Here is a 15,366-nt window from a genome sequence, read left to right as displayed (position 1 = left end):
GCCTTACCACTCCTTTCGTTCCAGAGGCTGTTGGGCAGGTCCCTGGATGACCTTGCCCTCCCCGTCGAAGCGGGAGCCGTGGCAGGGGCGCTCCCAGGCCCGCTCCGCGTGGTTGAAGGCCACCAGGCAGCCCAGGTGGGTGCAGCGCGCGGAGACGGCGTGCAGCTGTCCGGCCTCGTCGCGGTGGACGGCGCGGCGTTCCCCGGCGACGTGTACGACCGCACCGTCGCCGGGGGCGATCCCGTCCACCGTCGAGCCGGTCCCCGTCGGCAGCCGGTCCCCCACGAAGTGGCGGGCCACGTCGGCCTGCTGCTTCAGGAAGGTGGCGCCCTCACGGACGACGGAGGCGATACGGCGCGGGTCGTAGAGGTCGCTCCAGGCACAGTCGTGCCCGGTGATCCGGTCGCCGAGCAGCCGGCCCGCCATGATGCCGCCGCTCATTCCCCAGCCGCCGAAGCCGGTGGCCACGTACACGTTCCGGCTGCCGGGGTGCAGGGCGCGGACCAGCGGGACGGAGTCGGTGGAGTCGTTGTCCTGGGTGGCCCGGCGATGGGTGGAGGTCAGGTCGCCGAAGTGCTCGGTGGCCCAGCCGGCCAGCCTGTCGAACCGTTCCTCGACGTCGCCGCCCGCGCCGGGGGTGAAGTGCTCGCCGGTCACGACGAGGAGCCGCCGGCCGTCGGGCAGGGGCGCGGTGCGCACGGAGCGGGTGTTGTTCTCGGGGGTGATGTACGTGCCGCGCGGCCGGCGTCGATCGGCGCGGCCGATCCGGAGGGCCTCGGTGGCTGCATCCGCGCGGAGGCGACGCTGACCGGCTGGCACGGCAGCGGCGACTACGGCGTCGCCCTGGGCGAGTTCGCCGAGCGGTGCGCAGCGGCGGTCGGGTCCCGCACGACGGTCTTCGTGCCCGGCGACGCCCGCGCGAACATGAGCGACCCGAGCCTGCCCGCCGTACGGCGGATCGTGGCGCGGGCGCGCCGGGTGCACTGGCTGAATCCGGAGCCGCGTGCGCAGTGGGGTACGGGGGACTCGGCCGCCCCGGACCACGCCGAGCCGGTCGCGATGCACGAGTGCCGCACCGCTCGCCGGCTCGGCGCGCTGGTCAGCCCTGCCCTCCCGGTCTGACTCGCGATCCGGCCCCCGACCTGGCTCCCGGTCCGGCTCCCGGCCCGACTCCCGGTCCGACGGGGCCGGTCTCAGTCGGACTTCGCGTACTCCTGGGCCATCTGCCCGGCGAAGTCGTACGCCACCACCTGCTCGTCGCCGACCACCCAGGCGTCGTGGCCGGGCGAGCAGACGAACACGTCACCGGGGCCCACCTCGCTCTCGGCTCCGTCGTCCATACGGATGCGCATGCGGCCCTGGACGACGTAGCTGTTGTGGTGGACCTGGCAGCTCTCGGTTCCGGCGATCGGTGCCACCGACTCGGACCAGCGCCAGCCGGGCTCGAAGGTCGCCACGGCGAAGTCCAGGCCCGTCATGTGGACGGCTTCGAGATGCCCCCGCGGGAAATCGCGTCGCTCGTCCGGCTTGTCGAGCGTCTTCACTTCCAGCATGACGCTCCTCCCTTCCGGCCGCGTTCGACCGCGGCCGGGGCCGGTCTCCCCGGCGGCACCGGACGTCACCGGTGGGGGCCGGTCCCCACACGTTCATCCTCCGCCCGCGACCCGAGGGCCGCCATTCGGGTGACTCCGGCGTCCCCGGGCGCCCTCGGGCATCTCCGGACGTCCTCGTGGATCTTCCTCAGGCGCCGTCCCGCGCGCCTTCGCCGCAGAGCCGGGCGAAGCGTCCGGCGTCGATGTTGCCGCCCGAGACGATCACCCCGACCCGGTCCGGCAGGGGTCCGGTCCGGCCGAAGAGCAGGGCGGCCAGCGGGGTGGCGCCGCTCGGCTCGACCACGATCTTCAGGCGTTCGAAGGCGAACCGCATGGCCGCGCGGATCTCGTCGTCGGAGACCAGCGCGATCTCGTCGACGAGCCGCCGGTTCACCGAGAAGGTGAGTTCACCGGGCGTGTGCAGGGCCTGGCCGTCGGCGATGGTGCGCGGCACCGGGATCTCGACGCGCCGGCCCGCCGCCAGCGACCGCCTGGTGTCGTCACCGGCCTCCGGCTCGACGCCGACGATCCGGATCCCCTCGTACAGCGCCTTGGCCGCCGTGGCGCTGCCCGCGACGAGTCCGCCACCGCCGACGGGCGCCAGCAGCGCCCCCAACTCGCCTACCTCCTCGAAGAGTTCGAGGGCCGCGGTGCCCTGTCCCGCCATGACGTGCGGGTGCTCGTAGGGCGGGATGACGGTCAGGCCCCGCTCGGCGGCCAGGGCCTCGGCGATGGCCACCCGGTCGCCGCCGTAGCGGTCGTAGGTCACGATCTCGGCGCCGTACCCCTCGGTCGCCTGCCGCTTGGAGCGCGGGGCGTCGTCGGGCATGACGATCACCGCGGTGGTGCCCAGTTCCCGGGCGGCGAGGGCGACGGCCTGGGCGTGGTTGCCGGAGGAGTAGGCGGCGATGCCGTGCGCGAGCTGCGCGGGGGTGAGCCGGGAGGCGGCGTTGTAGGCGCCGCGGAACTTGAAGGCACCGACCCGCTGGAAGTTCTCGCACTTCAGGAGGACTTCGGAGCCGACGAGCGCGTCGAGGGTGCGGGAGCGCAGGACGGGGGTGCGGTGGGCGACTCCCTTCAGCCGGGCGGCCGCGTCACGGACGTCGTCCAGGGTGATCGGCAGGGGTGTGGTCGTCACGGGCGGGCTCCCTCGGAGGTGGGGTGCGGTTCGGGTCCGGTGGCCGTCCGGGCCTGGGACAGGTAGCTGTAGGCGGAGGCGCGGGAGATGCCGAGGCGGGCGGCGACCTGCTCGATCGCCCTGCGCACGGCGAACACGCCACGTTCGTCCAGGGCGCGGAAGAGAGCGAGGCGCCGGGGCCTGTCCAGACCGGCCCAGGTCAGGTCGCGCGGCAGGTGGGTGTCGAGGAGGGTGTCGACGACGGAGTCGATGTCGTCGCCGAAGGTGGTCACGGGCGCGTCCGCGGACGGGCCGGCGGCCCCGGCAAGTGCGGCGAGGAGGGTCTGCGCGCGGCCGACCTCCGTGACGTCCACGTTGACGCACAGGGCGCCGAACACCGTGCCGGCGGAGTCGCGCAGCACCATCGTCGAGGACTTCACCGTCCGGCCGGTGGCGGTACGGGTGACGTAGTTCAGTTCGTCGTCGGCGTCGTCACCGCGGGCGAGGACGCGCAGGCCGATCTCGCTCATCGCGCCGCCGACGGCCCGCCCGGTCACCTCCCCGGCGACGGCGACCACGGAGTTCTCCGGACGCCGGTAGTCGTGCAGCACCACCTCGCACACCGGCCCGAAGGTGGCCGCGACGCCGTCCACGACGGGCACGAGGGCGCGCAGGACGGCGTCCCGTTCGGCATCGCGGGCAGGTCCGGTCCGAAAGTCCTCGTCCACCGTGCGGTTTCCCCTCTGTGTCCCGTCCCCCCATTAGACCATGGTTCCAAGTGTTGGACTGGAAATCCAGAAGCTGTCCGGGCCCGCCGAACCTTCACGGGAAGCGGGAGATCGCGGGAGATCAAGGGGTGGCATCGCCAATTGCCGTATCTCTAGGATGGGTTGCCAACCGCGCCAGCCCTCGGCGCGGGCCCGCACTGGGGGAAGAGATGCAGCCTGGAAAGCAGCTGTCCACGTCGATCGATGCCGCGGTTCCGACGGCCGCGCGCATGTACGACCACTATCTGGGCGGCAAGGACAATTACGCGGCGGACCGCGCGGCGTGCGAGGAACTCGACAAGGTCGTCCCCAGCACGCGCGCCCTCGCCCTGAACAACCGGCGTTTCCTGCAGCGGGTCGTACGGACCCTGACACAGGAGTACGGCATACGGCAGTACCTCGACCACGGGTCGGGCCTGCCCACGCAGAACAACGTGCACCAGGTCGCGCAGAGCATCGACCAGACCGCACACGTCGTCTACGTCGACAACGATCCGATGGTGCTCGTCCACGGCCGTGCCCTGCTGGAGCAGGACCGGCGCACCACGGTCATACACGCCGACATGCGCGAGACCGAGGCGATCTTCACCCACCCCGACACCGAGCGTCTGATCGACTTCTCGGAGCCGGTGGCCGTGCTGTTCAACTCGGTCTTCCACTGCATCCCGGACAGCGAGACCGACGGGCCGCCGGCAGTGGTCCGCCGCGTGGCCGAACGCCTCGCGCCGGGCAGCTTCCTGGTGATGTGCCAACTGGTCAGCGAGGACCCGGAGGTTCGCGAGTTCGTCACGAACTTCATGGACCAGGCCACGCAGGGCCACTGGGGCCGGGTGCGCACGGAGAAGGACGTGGAAGCGCTGTTCGAGGGTCTGGAGATCCTCGACCCCGGCCTGGTGGAGGTCTCCACCTGGCGGCCGGACACCGAGGTGACGCCCCGTCAGCTCACCCGGGAGTGGATCGAGTTCGGCGGCGTGGCCCGGCTCCCCTGACCGGCGCCGAACCCCCTGCCCCCGGACGCCGGGGTCAGGGGGTTCGGTAACGGGTCTCCGCCGTCTCGCGCAGGAGCGCGAGGGACTCCCGCGGATCGAGCGCCTCGTCGGCCAGCCGGTCCAGCGTGACCCGGTACTCCTCCGTCTCGTCCTGGTCCTCCAGGAAGGTGGCGCTCCTGATCTGCTCGAGGTAGACGACATCGGGCAGGTCGGAGCCTCCGAACCGCAGATAGGTCACCGGGATCGCCGGCGCGGACGCGTGGGTGACGTCCAACGGCACGACCTGCACGGTCACATGGGGCAGCGAGGCCATCCGCACCAGGTGGTCGAGCTGCTCCCGCATCACCTCGCGGCCGCCGAGCACCCGCAGGAGCACCGACTCGTCGACGACGGCCCACAGTTGCGGGGCGTCCGGCCGCTCCAGGAGCTGGGTGCGGCGCATGCGCAGTTCCACCCGGCGCTCCACCTCACGGGCGGGCGCCGTCGGCAGGCCCCGCTCGACGACGGCCCGGGTGTACGCCGAGGTCTGCAGCAGCCCCGGCACGTACTGGATCTCGAAGGTACGGATGGCGGTGGCCGCCTCCTGGAGTCCCACCAGCCGGTCGAACCACTCGGGCATCAGCCGCTTGTCGTACCGCTGCCACCAGCCCGGCTCCCCCGCCCGCCGCAGCAACTGGAGCAGGACGGAGGCCTCGTAGGCATCCGTCCCGTACAGGTCGAGGAGTGCGCGGACGTCGGTCTCCGTGGGAGGACGGCGCCCCTTGCCCGCCTCTATCCGCGACAGCTTCGCCGGGCTGAACCCGAGCGCCCGCGCGGCCTGGTCCTGGGACAGCCCGGCACCCTCACGGATACCCGCCAGCTGCACGCCGACCAGCATTTTCAGCAAGGTCGGGGCGGGCTCGGCCCGGTTCAGATACGGTTCGAGGCGGGAGACGCGAGGCGAATCGGCAGACATCCTGACTCCCCGTTCCGGCTTGCGTTGACATGCGGAGGACAAACTCCATTGTCGCACCCGAAGGCCACCGACCGCACGCCGCAGGGGAATTGAGTCCGTCCGCGCCGCCCCGGCACAGGTGGCCGCAGACCGTCACAGCAGGTGGTCGAACTCCCCGTCCTTCGCCCCTGCCACGAACGCCGCCACCTCGGCCGGCGTGTAGACCAGTGCCGGACCCTCCGGGTCACGGGAGTTGCGCATCGCGACCCCTCCCCCGTCCAGGACGGCCACCTCGACACAGTTGCCCTCGGCATTGCTGTGACTGCTCTTTATCCAGCGGGCGCCGAGCACGCTCGCCCGGACTCCGTTCGGCACCGACGACACTGCACTCTCCTCGCCAGTACGCGCAATTTCCCGTGAAATTGCACGAGGACATCGTCAGCGTGGATAATAGCCCTGTCGTCAACTGCACTTCTGCTGCCCCGTACTGACGTTGCCTCAGGGAGATGCCGTGCCATCACCTGCGCAGTTCCGGAGTCACGAGTCCGTCGTCCACGACTCGCCCAGAACAGCCGTGCTGCACCTCTCGGGCTGCCGGGAGGGTTTCGCCGCGGCACGGGAGTTCACCCACCGCACCCTGGACGGCTGGTCACTGGAGCACTGTGCCGACGACGCCCTGACCGTCGTCACGGAACTCGCGGCCAACGCCGTCCTGCACGCCCTGCCGGACCCTTCCGAGGGCGCCGGGGACGTGCGGCTCAGGCTCTCGCTGCGCCGTTCCCACCTGGTGTGCGCCGTCACCGACCCGAGCGACGACCTGCCCGTCTACCCGCGCGCCGGGGATTCCCTGCTGGAGCACGGCCGGGGACTGCACATCATCGAGGCCCTCTCGGAGCACTGGGGCTGGACCCGCCGCTCCCCGGTGGGCAAGACCGTCTGGGCCATGCTCCCGACCCGCATCCACACCTGACATGACCGCCATCAAGAGATCCACGCCGCTCGAGGACCTGGGAGGCGTCCCCTGGCCCGAGATGGCCGACTCGACCGGGTCCGCCGAAGCCATCCCGGTCCTGCTGACCACCGTCGCCCGCGGCGACGCCGACACCGCCGGGCCCGCCCTCGGCCAACTGCGCCGGCGCATCTGCCAGTACGGCTTCGTGGTGGGCCAGGCGACGGCCGCCACGGTGCCCTTCCTCTGGGAACTCGTCCGGCTCCCGCAGGTCAGCTGCCGCGTCGAGATACTGCACCTGCTCAGGAGCATCGCCGACGCCCGGCAGTGGGAGACCACCGCCGCCGCCTACCCCAAGCTGCTGCGCCACCGCGAGAAGTACGTGGAGTGGGAACGCGACGCGCGCCACGCCGTCCGCGCCCAGCGCGGCGTACTGCGCCACCTGCTCGACGAACCGGACCACGAGATCGTCCGCGCCAGCAGGGAACTCGCCGCCGCCCTGACCGACCGGTGACCCGTTAGGTTGTGGGTCATGAGCAACCTTGACCGTTCGCCCGTGCCCAGCGTGTGCGGCGGACGCGGATTCGTCGTCGCCGAGCCCGTGCGGGAACTGCTGAGTCCCCGGCACGTCCGGCTCGGGGAGTCGACCGAGGTACGCCGGCTGCTGCCGAACCTCGGCCGGCGCATGATCGGCGCCTGGGCGTTCGTCGACCACTACGGCCCCGACGACATCGCCGACGAGCCGGGCATGCAGGTCCCGCCGCACCCGCACATCGGTCTCCAGACCGTCAGCTGGCTGCACGAGGGCGAGGTGCTGCACCGCGACTCCACCGGCAGCCTCCGGACGATCCGCCCCCGCGAACTGGGCCTGATGACGTCGGGGCGGGCGATCAGCCACTCCGAGGAGAGCCCCAGGTCACACGCCCCCACCCTGCACGGCGCCCAGCTCTGGGTCGCCCTGCCCGACGCCCACCGGCACACCGACCCGCACTTCGAGCACCACGCCACGCTGCCCACGGTCACGGCCCCCGGCCTCACCGCGACCGTGATCCTGGGCGACCTCGACGGCGCGACCTCGCCCGGCACCACGTACACCCCGATCGTGGGTGCCGACCTGGCGCTCGCCCGCGGCACCGACGTCCGGCTGCCGCTCGTCCCCGACTTCGAGTACGGCGTCCTGGCGATGTCCGGCGAGGTGCACGTGGACGGTGTCCCCGTACTGCCGGGCTCCATGCTCTACCTCGGCTGCGGTCGCCGTGAACTGCCCCTGCGCGCCGAGTCCGACGCCGCGGTGATGCTCCTCGGCGGCGAGCCCTTCGACGAAGAGCTGATCATGTGGTGGAACTTCGTCGCCCGCTCCCAGGCCGAGATCGAACAGGCCCGCGAGGACTGGATGAAGGGAGCACGTTTCGGCGAGGTGAAGGGCTACGACGGCCGTCCGCTCCCCGCGCCCGAGCTGCCCCCGGTGCCGTTGAAACCCCGCGGAAGGGTGCGCTGACCCGGGGGAACGCCTGACAGGTACGCCACCACGTGCCCGGCATCCGGGTACTCCTCGCCCGGCTGTGCCGGCATGAGGCGGCCGGGGAGGCAGGAGAAGGCGGCAGGGGAGGCAGGTGCAGCGATTCCCAGGTGTGCTGCCAGGCCCCGCCGGAGATGGCCCGGGCGTCGAGGACGACGAAGTCCAGGTCTTGGCGGCGCAGGTGGTGGCCGGCGGCGAGCCCCGCCTGGCCGCCGCCGATCACCACCACGTCGGCCTACCGCGTCATGTCGCCCGCGCCGCCCCGCACGTCGTACACGTCGTGCACGTCGTGCACCGAGCGGTGCGGGGCGTGGCCGTGCCGGTCGCTCCCCGTGCGCGGCTGTAGAAGCGGCGCGTCAGCGGTCCCCTCCCGGGGTGGCCGGCGCGGACGGGACGAACTTGTTGCGCCAGGCCAGCGAGACGTAGACGAGCGCCACCAGGACCGGTACCTCGATGAGTGGTCCGACGACGCCGGACAGGGCCTGGCCGGAGGTGACGCCGAAGGTGGCGATGGCGACCGCGATGGCCAGCTCGAAGTTGTTGCCCGCCGCGGTGAAGGCGAGTGTGGCGGTGCGGTCGTAGGCCAGGCCGATGGCCTTGCCGAGGGCGAACGTGCCGAACCACATCACCGCGAAGTACACCAGAAGCGGCAGTGCGATGCGGGCCACGTCCAGCGGCCGGGAGGTGATCGTCTTCCCCTGCAGGGCGAAGAGGACGACGATCGTGAAGAGCAGGCCGTACAGCGCCCACGGGCCGATCTTCGGCAGGAAGTTCGACTCGTACTTCTCCTGGCCGAGCCTCTGTTCGCCGATGCGGCGGGTGAGGAAGCCGGCCAGCAGGGGGATGCCGAGGAAGACGACCACGTTCAGGGCGATCTTCCCCATGGAGATGTCGAGGTGCTCGCCGTCGCCCAGGTTCAGCCGGCCGGGCAGCAGGTCGAGATAGAACCAGCCGAGCAGGCCGAACGCCAGGACCTGGAAGACCGAGTTGAGGGCGACCAGGACGGCTGCCGCCTCGCGGTCGCCGCACGCGAGGTCGTTCCAGATGACGACCATGGCGATGCAGCGGGCGAGCCCGACGATGATCAGGCCGGTGCGGTACTCGGGCAGGTCGGGCAGGAAGATCCAGGCCAGCGCGAACATCACCGCGGGGCCGACGATCCAGTTGACGACCAGCGACGAGGTCATGAGCCTGCGGTCGCCGGTGACGGCGTCGAGCCTGTCGTAGCGGACCTTGGCCAGGACCGGATACATCATGATCAGCAGGCCGATGGCGATCGGCAGGGAGATGCCGCCGATCTCGACCTCGGCGAGGGCGTCGTTCAGCCCCGGAACGGCTCGGCCGAGGCCGAGGCCGACAGCCATGGCGATGAGGATCCAGAGGGCGAGGAAGCGGTCGAGCGTCGACAGCTTCGCGACGACCGACGACTCTTCTACGGCCGCGGATGCTTCGGTGGGGGTCACGGACAGGCCCTCTTGTTCTCGGCTGCGTCGCGAGCGGACTCGGCCAGGTCGGCGAACTGACCGGCGAGCTGGGCGATGACGTCGGGGCGCAGCTTGTAGTAGGTGTACCGGCCGCACGGCTCCGTCTCGACCACCCCGGCCTCGCGCAGCACCCTCAGGTGGTTGGAGAGGTTGGTCTGCTTCGCACCGGTCTCCTCGATCAGGTGCGTGGAGCAGAGCGTCTCCTTGGCGAGAAGGGTGACGACCCGGAGGCGGAGCGGGTCGGCGAGGACCCGCATCAGATCAGTGTCGACTGACGTCATCATGGACTGATATTTTCACATCAGTGGTGGCTGACACCACCTGGTGCTGAACTCATCCGCGCCTGATGCCGTCGTGAGACAAGAGAGACCTCGATGCCCGACAAGCCCTCCGTGCTCTTCGTCTGCGTCCACAACGCCGGCCGTTCCCAGATGGCCGCCGCGTGGCTGACCCACCTGGCCGGGGACCGCGTCGAGGTCCGTTCCGCCGGCTCCGACCCTGGCGCCGAGGTCAACCCGGCCGCCGTCGAGGCCATGCGCGAGGTCGGCATCGACATCTCCGCCGAGGTCCCGAAGGTGCTCACGGTCGACGCCGTCAAGGAGTCGGACGTCTGCATCACCATGGGCTGCGGCGACACCTGCCCGGTCTTCCCCGGCAAGCGGTACCTGGACTGGCGGCTGGAGGACCCGGCGGGCCGGGGCGTCGAGGCCGTACGCCCGATCCGTGACGAGATCAAGGTGCTGGTCGAGGGCCTGATCAAGGAGATCGCGCCGGAGCCGCAGGTGTGAGCACGGCGACCGAAACGACCGCGGACGTACGCAACGTCATCACCGCACGAACGTCCCCGGCGTCTTCGGCGCGGACCACGTCGTCGACCACACCTGCCGTCAGGCGATCATCGCAGCCGGCTCCGGCCGCGCGGCGGTCCCGGACGCCGCGCGGTACCGCGCGGCCCTTGCCGACGCGCCCGGAGCCGCTGCGGCCGTCGCCGCCGTCTGACGGCGCCCGCCCGACCCCTCTTCTCACGAGGAGACCGGACGGCGCCGAGCGCGTGCCCCGGGTACGAGGCGGAGTGGTCGTGACGCCGGTCGGCGGCCGCCAGGCCTGTCGGCGGTTCCGGGGCCCGCCGTCAGGACGGCGGTTCCCCCCGGGTGCGGGCGGCCTGCAGATCGGCGAGCAGTTCGGCCTGACCGGCCAGCACCCCGGACAGGATGGTCCGCGCGACCCGGAGCAGCTCGGCGATGTACGGGCTGGTCAGCGAGTAGTACACGGTCGAGCCCTCCTTGCGGGTCACCACCAGGTTCGCCCGGCGCAACACGGCGAGCTGCTGCGACAGGTGGGCCGGCTCGATGCCCACCTCGGGCAGCATCTCCGCCACCGCGTGCTCGCGTTCGCTCAGCAGCTCCAGGACGCGGATGCGCGCGGGGTGGCCCAGCGTCTTGAAGAACTCGGCCTTCAGTTGGTACAGCGGCGTACTCATCGTGCCGTCCCCTTCCCGGCGGAGCAGCACGGCCGTACCGGCCGGTCCGCGGCGCATCGCATCCACCCGCTGGTAGCACCGTGCAGAGCGGTGACCACCTCGACAATTGCCAAGATTAGCAACTCCGTACGGGACGTCACGGGGCCGTGGGCCGGTCCTCGTCGTCCGGTCAGAGGGGAAGGGTGATCCAGATGCTCTTGCCCTGGCCGTCGGCGTCGGTGCGCACGACCGCGGTGCCGCCGAGCCCGAGGGTCAGCTCCATGACGGTGGCCGGCCCGCCCGTCCCGCCGGCGGCCGCGCCGTACAGCAGGGGCTGACAGGGGTGGCGGTCGTGCACGGCGAAGGCCAGGGTGTCCTCGCCGGCCGCGTAGAGGACCGTCAGCTGCGGGGAGAGCGCCGCGGCGTGCCGGACGCTGTTGGTGACCAGCTCACCGAGGATCAGCAGGGCCGGGTCGACGGTGGGGTGGCGCAGGCTTGTCCCCCACTCGGTCAGGGCCTGCTGGGCGGTCTCCCTGGCGGTACGGACCGCGGACGGCACGGTGAGCAGCGTGAGCACGTGCCGGTGGGGCAGGGCTTCGAGCCGGGTGAACGTCACGAGCGCTCCGCAGGGGCCGTGCGGGACACGGGCACCGTCGTGGGGCGCGGGCGTGACAGGGCGTCGTACGGGCCGCGGGTCCCGTGGGCGAGGACGCACCGGACGGGGGCGTCTTCCCTGTCCCCGGCCGTCGCGGTGGCCGCGGCGGCCGGCTCCCGGCGCGTGTGCGCGCGCCGTCCGGGCGTGCCGCCTTCCGGCGGCCGGGGGGACGTGGCACCGCGGGCCCCGGCGGCTCGCGGTGATGCGGGCGGAGTGCTCATCCGGCGGTCCTCTCCGATTCCTCGCCGAGCGGCCGGGCCCGCCGGCCGTGCGGGGACGGTATGAGGCCGGCGCGCTCCAGGTAGGTGTGGGCGGCCCGGATCGCCTCCGGCGTGTCGGCGTACTCGCGGCCCTCCAGGCGCAGCAGTTCCAGCGCGCCGACCGAGTCCAGGACCTGCCGCTGGCCGGCGCGGATCCCGGACGTCATGACGACGATGCCGCGCCGGTGGAGCTTGTCCACCGCGTCCTTGAGGACGAGGGCGCCGGTGGCGTCGACGGTGGTCACGCGGGACATGCGCAGGATGACGACGCGTACGTCGGCGACCTCCGCCAGTTCCAGCAGGAAGCGGTGGGCGGCGGCGAAGAACAGTGGTCCGTCGATGCGGTACGCCACGATGTGCTCCGCGAGCAGCCGGTGTTCCTCGGTGCTGTGGTCGCCCCGGTCGAGCGGGACCTCTTCGAGACGGGCCTCGTTGGCCACCGCGCGCAGGGCGAGGACGCCCGCGACGGCCAGGCCGATGATCACGGCGTACACGAGGTCGAGCGCGAGGGTCGCGACGGCGGTGAGGACCAGGATCAGCGCGTCGGAGCGGGTGGCCCGCGCCATCGCCCGCAGCGAGCCGACCTCGACCATGCGGATGGCGGTGGCCAGGAGCACGCCCGCGAGCGCGGCGAGCGGGATCGCGGAGACGAGGGGCGCGGCGGCGAACACGATGACGGCGAGGATCGCCGCGTGGGTGAGGGCGGCGAGCCGGGACCCGGCGCCGCTGCGGACGTTGACCGCGGTGCGGGCGATGGCCCCGGTGGCGGGCACGCCGCCGAACAGCGGGGCGGCGATGTTGGCCAGGCCCTGGCCGAACAGCTCGCGGTCGGGATCGTGGCGCTGGCCGACCGTCATGCCGTCGGCGACCGAGGCCGACAGCAGCGACTCCAGGGCGGCCAGGGCCGCGACCGCGACGGCGGGGGCGAGCAGGGAGCCGAGGGCGCCCGGGTCGAGGAAGGAGAGGGAGGGCGCGGGCAGGCCGGACGGCAGGTCGCCGATCGGCTCCGCCGCGTCCAGGCCGGCCACCCGGGCCACGGCGGTGGCCGCGATCACGGCGAGGACGGAGAAGGGGATCGTGGGCCGCAGGCGGGCGCCGGCCAGCATCGCGGCGGCGACGGCCAGGGCGAGGGCGGCGGCGGTCCAGTTCGGTGTCCTGGCGAACTCCACCACGGCACGCCAGGTGACCACGAGGACGCGGTCGCCCTCCGGCTTGGGCACGCCGAGCGCGTTCGGTATCTGTTGCAGGCCGATCACGCAGGCGATGCCGAGGGTGAAGCCCTCGACGACGGGGGCGGGCACGTACTGCATGTACTTGCCGGCCTTGAGCAGGGCGAGGGCGACCAGCATCGCGCCGGCCATGAGCCCGACGGTCAGTACCCCGGCGGGGCCGTGAGCGGCGACGATCGGCACGAGCACCACGGTCATCGCACCCGTCGGACCGGACACCTGCAGGTTCGAGCCGCCGAACACGGCGGCGAGCGCGCCGGCGACGACCGCGGTCGCCAGGCCCGCCTCGGCGCCGAGTCCGGAGGAGACGCCGAATCCGAGGGCGAGGGGCAGTGCGACGATCGCCACGGTCAGGCCCGCGAGCAGGTCCCGGCGGGGGTCGCGGCGCAGTTCCGCCAGGTCGCCGCGGCCGGGGAGCAGGGCGGCGATCCGGCGCCGGATCCGGATGGGGACGGCCGTCATCGCGCGGTGACCTCGCCTTCCCGCAGCTCGGCCAGCAGCTCGTGCTGCCCGGTGAGCACGTCGGTGAGGATCCGGCGTGCGGCCTTCATCAGGTCGGCGACGTCGCCGCCGGCCAGCGCGTAGACGACCGTCGAGCCCTCCCGCGTCGCGGTGACGATGCCCGACCTGCGCAGGGTCGCCAGTTGCTGGGACAGGCTGGGGGGTTCCACCCCGATGGCGGCCAGCAGGTCGCGCACCGGTGCGGGGCCGTCCTGGAGCAGCTCCAGGACCCGGATGCGTACCGGATGACCCAGCATGCGGAAGAACTCGGCCTTGGCCTGGTACAGCGGAACGGACACGGACTCCTCGGTTCTCCTCGACGGCGCCCCACCGGGGCGGGCGCGGGCCGCGCCCACCACTGTCTGCGAGCACAGTAAATCCAGCATCTAACCAATTGCTAAATTTTGCAATTCTGCATCCGGTGAGGGTGCCGTGGATTTCCCGGAGAGGGGAGGGTCAGCCCTTCTTGACCACGCTCGACTTCAGTTGCATCGCACCGAACCCGTCGATCCTGCAGTCGATGTCGTGGCCGTCGACCCCCTCGACCAGCCGGATGCCGCGCACCTTGGTGCCGGCCTTGATGCCCGACGGACTGCCCTTGACCTTCAGGGCCTTGACGACGACCACCGTGTCGCCGTCCGTCAGCACATTGCCGACGGAGTCCCTGACGACCCGCTCCGCGGGGCCGCCGGCATCCGCGCCGCTCTCGGCGGGCACCCGTTCGTGGCCGCACTCCGGGCACACCACCAGGGCGTTCATCTCGTAGGTGTACTCGCAGGAGCACTTCGGACAGGGAGGAAGGTTCTCGTTCACCGCGCCAGCGTATCCGGCACACGGCGTGGCACCGGCGGGCCGGCAATACAGTAGCCATGTACATAATGGCCATGTACTGTACGGCCCATGAGCATGGGTTCCGAAGGGGCCACGCCCGGCTATCTGGTGTGGCGGCTGTCCACGAAGTGGCGCGTGGCGGTGGACCGGGCGGTGGCACCGCTCGGCCTCACCCACGCGCAGTACGCGATCGTCGCGTCGCTGCACGGCATGCGGCGCGCCGGTGAGCGCCCCAGCCAACGGCGCCTCGCCGACCACACCGGGCTGGAACCGCTGTACGTGTCGAAGCTGGCCCGCGCCCTGGAGTCCGCCGGACTGATCGAGCGCACCCGTGATCCGCGCGATCCGCGCGCGGTCCAGCTGACACTGACCGAACAGGGCGAGGACGTCACCCGCCGGGCCGTCAAGGTGGTGCACGCGCTGCTGGAGCGGCTGACGGAACCGCTCGGCGGCCTGGACAGCACTCGCACCCGCACGTTCACGGGCGAACTGGCGCTCCTGCTCGACACGCCTCTGGAACCTCCGTACGACAGCACCGCGGAGACCACCGCGGACGGGAACGACGACAGCGACCACCACGACCAGAGCGACAAGGGGACGTCATGACCGCCACCGCACCTCCCTTCGACAGCCGCGTCATCGGCCTGGCCCACTACGCCGCCCGCGCCGTCCTCGAACGCGTCCTGAGCCGCCACGACGCCACGTTCCCGCAGCAGATCACCCTCCGGTCGGTCGTCGTGGCCGACCAGCCCCTCGCACGGGAGGCGCTCGTCGCCCTGGTCGCGGCCTCCCTCAAGGCCGACCGGGCCGAGGTGCACGCCGTCGTCGACCAACTGCTGGCCAAGGGCCTGGTGTCGGCCGACGGCGGGACCGTCCGCGCCACGGACGCCGGGCGCGCGCTGTACGAGACCGTGAGCGCCGAGTCGGGCGCGGTCTCGGCCCGGATCCACGCCGGCATCCCCGCCGAGGACCGGGCCGTCGCCGGACGGGTGCTCGCCCTGATCACCGAACGGGCGGACGCGGAACTGGCCGCCATGTGAACCCGCGGAGCGACCCCGGCCGTACTGGTGGAATTTTCAA

19 protein-coding genes and 4 pseudogenes are annotated in these 15,366 nt (G+C 72.0%); 9 read left to right on the top strand and 14 right to left on the bottom strand.

All coding sequences use genetic code 11. The features are described from left to right. Positions 1–3: 3 nt before the first annotated feature. A pseudogene (locus ACIP5W_RS03955) lies at positions 4–840 on the bottom strand (FAD-dependent oxidoreductase); the annotation flags it as partial. Here ACIP5W_RS03955 and ACIP5W_RS03950 point away from each other — a divergent pair. Beyond that, positions 754–1,122, top strand: a pseudogene (locus ACIP5W_RS03950) (VWA domain-containing protein); the annotation flags it as partial. The pseudogenes ACIP5W_RS03955 and ACIP5W_RS03950 sit on opposite strands and share 87 nt — an antisense overlap. Before the next feature lie 71 nt (positions 1,123–1,193). Here ACIP5W_RS03950 and ACIP5W_RS03945 read toward each other — a convergent pair. From ACIP5W_RS03945 to ACIP5W_RS03935, 3 genes are all read right to left on the bottom strand, one after another. Further along, positions 1,194–1,553 carry a cupin domain-containing protein gene (locus ACIP5W_RS03945; protein WP_401466311.1) on the bottom strand — a complete coding sequence of 120 codons (360 nt, stop codon included), beginning with the start codon at positions 1,551–1,553 and terminating at the stop codon, positions 1,194–1,196. Between the two features lie 187 nt (positions 1,554–1,740). Beyond that, on the bottom strand, positions 1,741–2,730 hold the full coding sequence (locus tag ACIP5W_RS03940) for a pyridoxal-phosphate dependent enzyme (RefSeq protein ID WP_401466308.1): 990 nt from the start codon (positions 2,728–2,730) through the stop codon (positions 1,741–1,743). Continuing rightward, on the bottom strand, positions 2,727–3,437 hold the full coding sequence (locus ACIP5W_RS03935) for a transcriptional regulator (RefSeq protein WP_401466305.1): 711 nt from the start codon (positions 3,435–3,437) through the stop codon (positions 2,727–2,729). Before ACIP5W_RS03935 ends, ACIP5W_RS03940 begins: the two co-directional genes overlap by 4 nt. Positions 3,438–3,646: 209 nt before the next feature. On the opposite strand from ACIP5W_RS03935, the gene ACIP5W_RS03930 reads away from it, so the two are divergent. Further along, the gene (locus ACIP5W_RS03930) at positions 3,647–4,465 is read left to right on the top strand and encodes an SAM-dependent methyltransferase (protein WP_401466302.1); all 819 of its coding nucleotides are present in this window, start codon (positions 3,647–3,649) and stop codon (positions 4,463–4,465) included. Positions 4,466–4,499: 34 nt separating this feature from the next. Here ACIP5W_RS03930 and ACIP5W_RS03925 read toward each other — a convergent pair whose 3' ends face one another. Both ACIP5W_RS03925 and ACIP5W_RS03920 read right to left on the bottom strand, forming a co-directional pair. Beyond that, positions 4,500–5,420 (bottom strand): helix-turn-helix domain-containing protein, encoded by a 921-nt coding sequence (locus tag ACIP5W_RS03925; protein ID WP_401466299.1) that lies wholly within the window; start codon positions 5,418–5,420, stop codon positions 4,500–4,502. A gap of 132 nt (positions 5,421–5,552) precedes the next feature. After that, a complete protein-coding gene (locus ACIP5W_RS03920; RefSeq protein ID WP_401466296.1) occupies positions 5,553–5,783 on the bottom strand; it encodes a DUF397 domain-containing protein in 231 nt (76 codons plus the stop codon). A gap of 127 nt (positions 5,784–5,910) precedes the next feature. Here ACIP5W_RS03920 and ACIP5W_RS03915 point away from each other — a divergent pair, with 127 nt between their 5' ends. From ACIP5W_RS03915 to ACIP5W_RS03905, 3 genes are read left to right on the top strand one after another with little or no spacing between them, the layout of a single operon-like run. After that, positions 5,911–6,369 (top strand): ATP-binding protein, encoded by a 459-nt coding sequence (locus tag ACIP5W_RS03915; protein WP_401466293.1) that lies wholly within the window; start codon positions 5,911–5,913, stop codon positions 6,367–6,369. 1 nt (position 6,370) lies between these two features. Further along, positions 6,371–6,862 (top strand): hypothetical protein, encoded by a 492-nt coding sequence (locus ACIP5W_RS03910; RefSeq protein WP_401466290.1) that lies wholly within the window; start codon positions 6,371–6,373, stop codon positions 6,860–6,862. 18 nt (positions 6,863–6,880) lie between these two features. Then, positions 6,881–7,846 carry a pirin family protein gene (locus tag ACIP5W_RS03905; protein ID WP_401466287.1) on the top strand — a complete coding sequence of 322 codons (966 nt, stop codon included), beginning with the start codon at positions 6,881–6,883 and terminating at the stop codon, positions 7,844–7,846. A 14-nt stretch (positions 7,847–7,860) separates the two neighbouring features. On the opposite strand, the pseudogene ACIP5W_RS03900 reads toward ACIP5W_RS03905, so the two are convergent. The 3 genes and pseudogenes from ACIP5W_RS03900 to ACIP5W_RS03890 form a co-directional block, all read right to left on the bottom strand. Then, a pseudogene (locus ACIP5W_RS03900) lies at positions 7,861–8,096 on the bottom strand (NAD(P)-binding protein); the annotation flags it as partial. A 127-nt stretch (positions 8,097–8,223) separates the two neighbouring features. Continuing rightward, positions 8,224–9,330, bottom strand: coding sequence for an ACR3 family arsenite efflux transporter (gene arsB, locus ACIP5W_RS03895; protein ID WP_401466284.1), 1,107 nt, complete (start codon positions 9,328–9,330; stop codon positions 8,224–8,226). Next, entirely contained in the window at positions 9,327–9,635 is a 309-nt protein-coding gene (locus tag ACIP5W_RS03890; RefSeq protein ID WP_401466281.1) for an ArsR/SmtB family transcription factor, read from the bottom strand. Before ACIP5W_RS03890 ends, arsB begins: the two co-directional genes overlap by 4 nt. Positions 9,636–9,725: 90 nt before the next feature. Here ACIP5W_RS03890 and ACIP5W_RS03885 point away from each other — a divergent pair, with 90 nt between their 5' ends. Further along, positions 9,726–10,139, top strand: a complete 414-nt coding sequence (locus ACIP5W_RS03885; protein ID WP_401466279.1) for an arsenate reductase ArsC — start codon at positions 9,726–9,728, stop codon at positions 10,137–10,139. Between the two features lie 43 nt (positions 10,140–10,182). After that, positions 10,183–10,350: pseudogene (locus tag ACIP5W_RS03880) on the top strand (thioredoxin-disulfide reductase); the annotation flags it as partial. A 130-nt stretch (positions 10,351–10,480) separates the two neighbouring features. Here ACIP5W_RS03880 and ACIP5W_RS03875 read toward each other — a convergent pair. The 5 genes from ACIP5W_RS03875 to ACIP5W_RS03855 form a co-directional block, all read right to left on the bottom strand. Next, positions 10,481–10,831, bottom strand: coding sequence for an ArsR/SmtB family transcription factor (locus ACIP5W_RS03875; RefSeq protein ID WP_401466276.1), 351 nt, complete (start codon positions 10,829–10,831; stop codon positions 10,481–10,483). 169 nt (positions 10,832–11,000) lie between these two features. Next, on the bottom strand, positions 11,001–11,426 hold the full coding sequence (locus ACIP5W_RS03870) for an ATP-binding protein (RefSeq protein WP_401466273.1): 426 nt from the start codon (positions 11,424–11,426) through the stop codon (positions 11,001–11,003). A gap of 256 nt (positions 11,427–11,682) precedes the next feature. Next, entirely contained in the window at positions 11,683–13,416 is a 1,734-nt protein-coding gene (locus ACIP5W_RS03865) for a SulP family inorganic anion transporter (RefSeq protein WP_401466271.1), read from the bottom strand. After that, positions 13,413–13,754, bottom strand: coding sequence for an ArsR/SmtB family transcription factor (locus ACIP5W_RS03860; RefSeq protein WP_401466268.1), 342 nt, complete (start codon positions 13,752–13,754; stop codon positions 13,413–13,415). The genes ACIP5W_RS03865 and ACIP5W_RS03860 overlap by 4 nt, the downstream gene beginning before the upstream one ends. A 157-nt stretch (positions 13,755–13,911) precedes the next feature. Beyond that, positions 13,912–14,268 (bottom strand): zinc ribbon domain-containing protein YjdM, encoded by a 357-nt coding sequence (locus tag ACIP5W_RS03855; RefSeq protein WP_401466265.1) that lies wholly within the window; start codon positions 14,266–14,268, stop codon positions 13,912–13,914. An 87-nt stretch (positions 14,269–14,355) separates the two neighbouring features. Between ACIP5W_RS03855 and ACIP5W_RS03850 the strand changes: the two genes are divergently transcribed. Next, positions 14,356–14,892, top strand: a complete 537-nt coding sequence (locus ACIP5W_RS03850; RefSeq protein WP_401466262.1) for a MarR family winged helix-turn-helix transcriptional regulator — start codon at positions 14,356–14,358, stop codon at positions 14,890–14,892. After that, entirely contained in the window at positions 14,889–15,326 is a 438-nt protein-coding gene (locus ACIP5W_RS03845) for a MarR family transcriptional regulator (protein WP_401466260.1), read from the top strand. The genes ACIP5W_RS03850 and ACIP5W_RS03845 overlap by 4 nt, the downstream gene beginning before the upstream one ends. The last annotated feature ends 40 nt before the right edge of the window (positions 15,327–15,366 follow it).

This window comes from Streptomyces sp. NPDC088766 (assembly GCF_044750845.1).
Classification (GTDB): domain Bacteria; phylum Actinomycetota; class Actinomycetes; order Streptomycetales; family Streptomycetaceae; genus Streptomyces.
Note: the sequence above shows the minus strand (reverse complement) of the source record. Positions and strands in the feature narration are given on the sequence as shown.

Bases quoted from the DNA above. Each gene is read 5' to 3' on its own strand.
- ACIP5W_RS03945 (WP_401466311.1), bottom strand. From the start codon at position 1,553: ATGCTGGAAGTGAAGACGCTCGACAAGCCGGACGAGCGACGCGATTTC.
- ACIP5W_RS03930 (WP_401466302.1), top strand. From the start codon at position 3,647: ATGCAGCCTGGAAAGCAGCTGTCCACGTCGATCGATGCCGCGGTTCCG.
- ACIP5W_RS03925 (WP_401466299.1), bottom strand. From the start codon at position 5,420: ATGTCTGCCGATTCGCCTCGCGTCTCCCGCCTCGAACCGTATCTGAAC.
- ACIP5W_RS03910 (WP_401466290.1), top strand. From the start codon at position 6,371: ATGACCGCCATCAAGAGATCCACGCCGCTCGAGGACCTGGGAGGCGTC.
- ACIP5W_RS03905 (WP_401466287.1), top strand. From the start codon at position 6,881: ATGAGCAACCTTGACCGTTCGCCCGTGCCCAGCGTGTGCGGCGGACGC.
- ACIP5W_RS03890 (WP_401466281.1), bottom strand. From the start codon at position 9,635: ATGATGACGTCAGTCGACACTGATCTGATGCGGGTCCTCGCCGACCCG.
- ACIP5W_RS03885 (WP_401466279.1), top strand. From the start codon at position 9,726: ATGCCCGACAAGCCCTCCGTGCTCTTCGTCTGCGTCCACAACGCCGGC.
- ACIP5W_RS03875 (WP_401466276.1), bottom strand. From the start codon at position 10,831: ATGAGTACGCCGCTGTACCAACTGAAGGCCGAGTTCTTCAAGACGCTG.
- ACIP5W_RS03865 (WP_401466271.1), bottom strand. From the start codon at position 13,416: ATGACGGCCGTCCCCATCCGGATCCGGCGCCGGATCGCCGCCCTGCTC.
- ACIP5W_RS03850 (WP_401466262.1), top strand. From the start codon at position 14,356: ATGAGCATGGGTTCCGAAGGGGCCACGCCCGGCTATCTGGTGTGGCGG.
- ACIP5W_RS03845 (WP_401466260.1), top strand. From the start codon at position 14,889: ATGACCGCCACCGCACCTCCCTTCGACAGCCGCGTCATCGGCCTGGCC.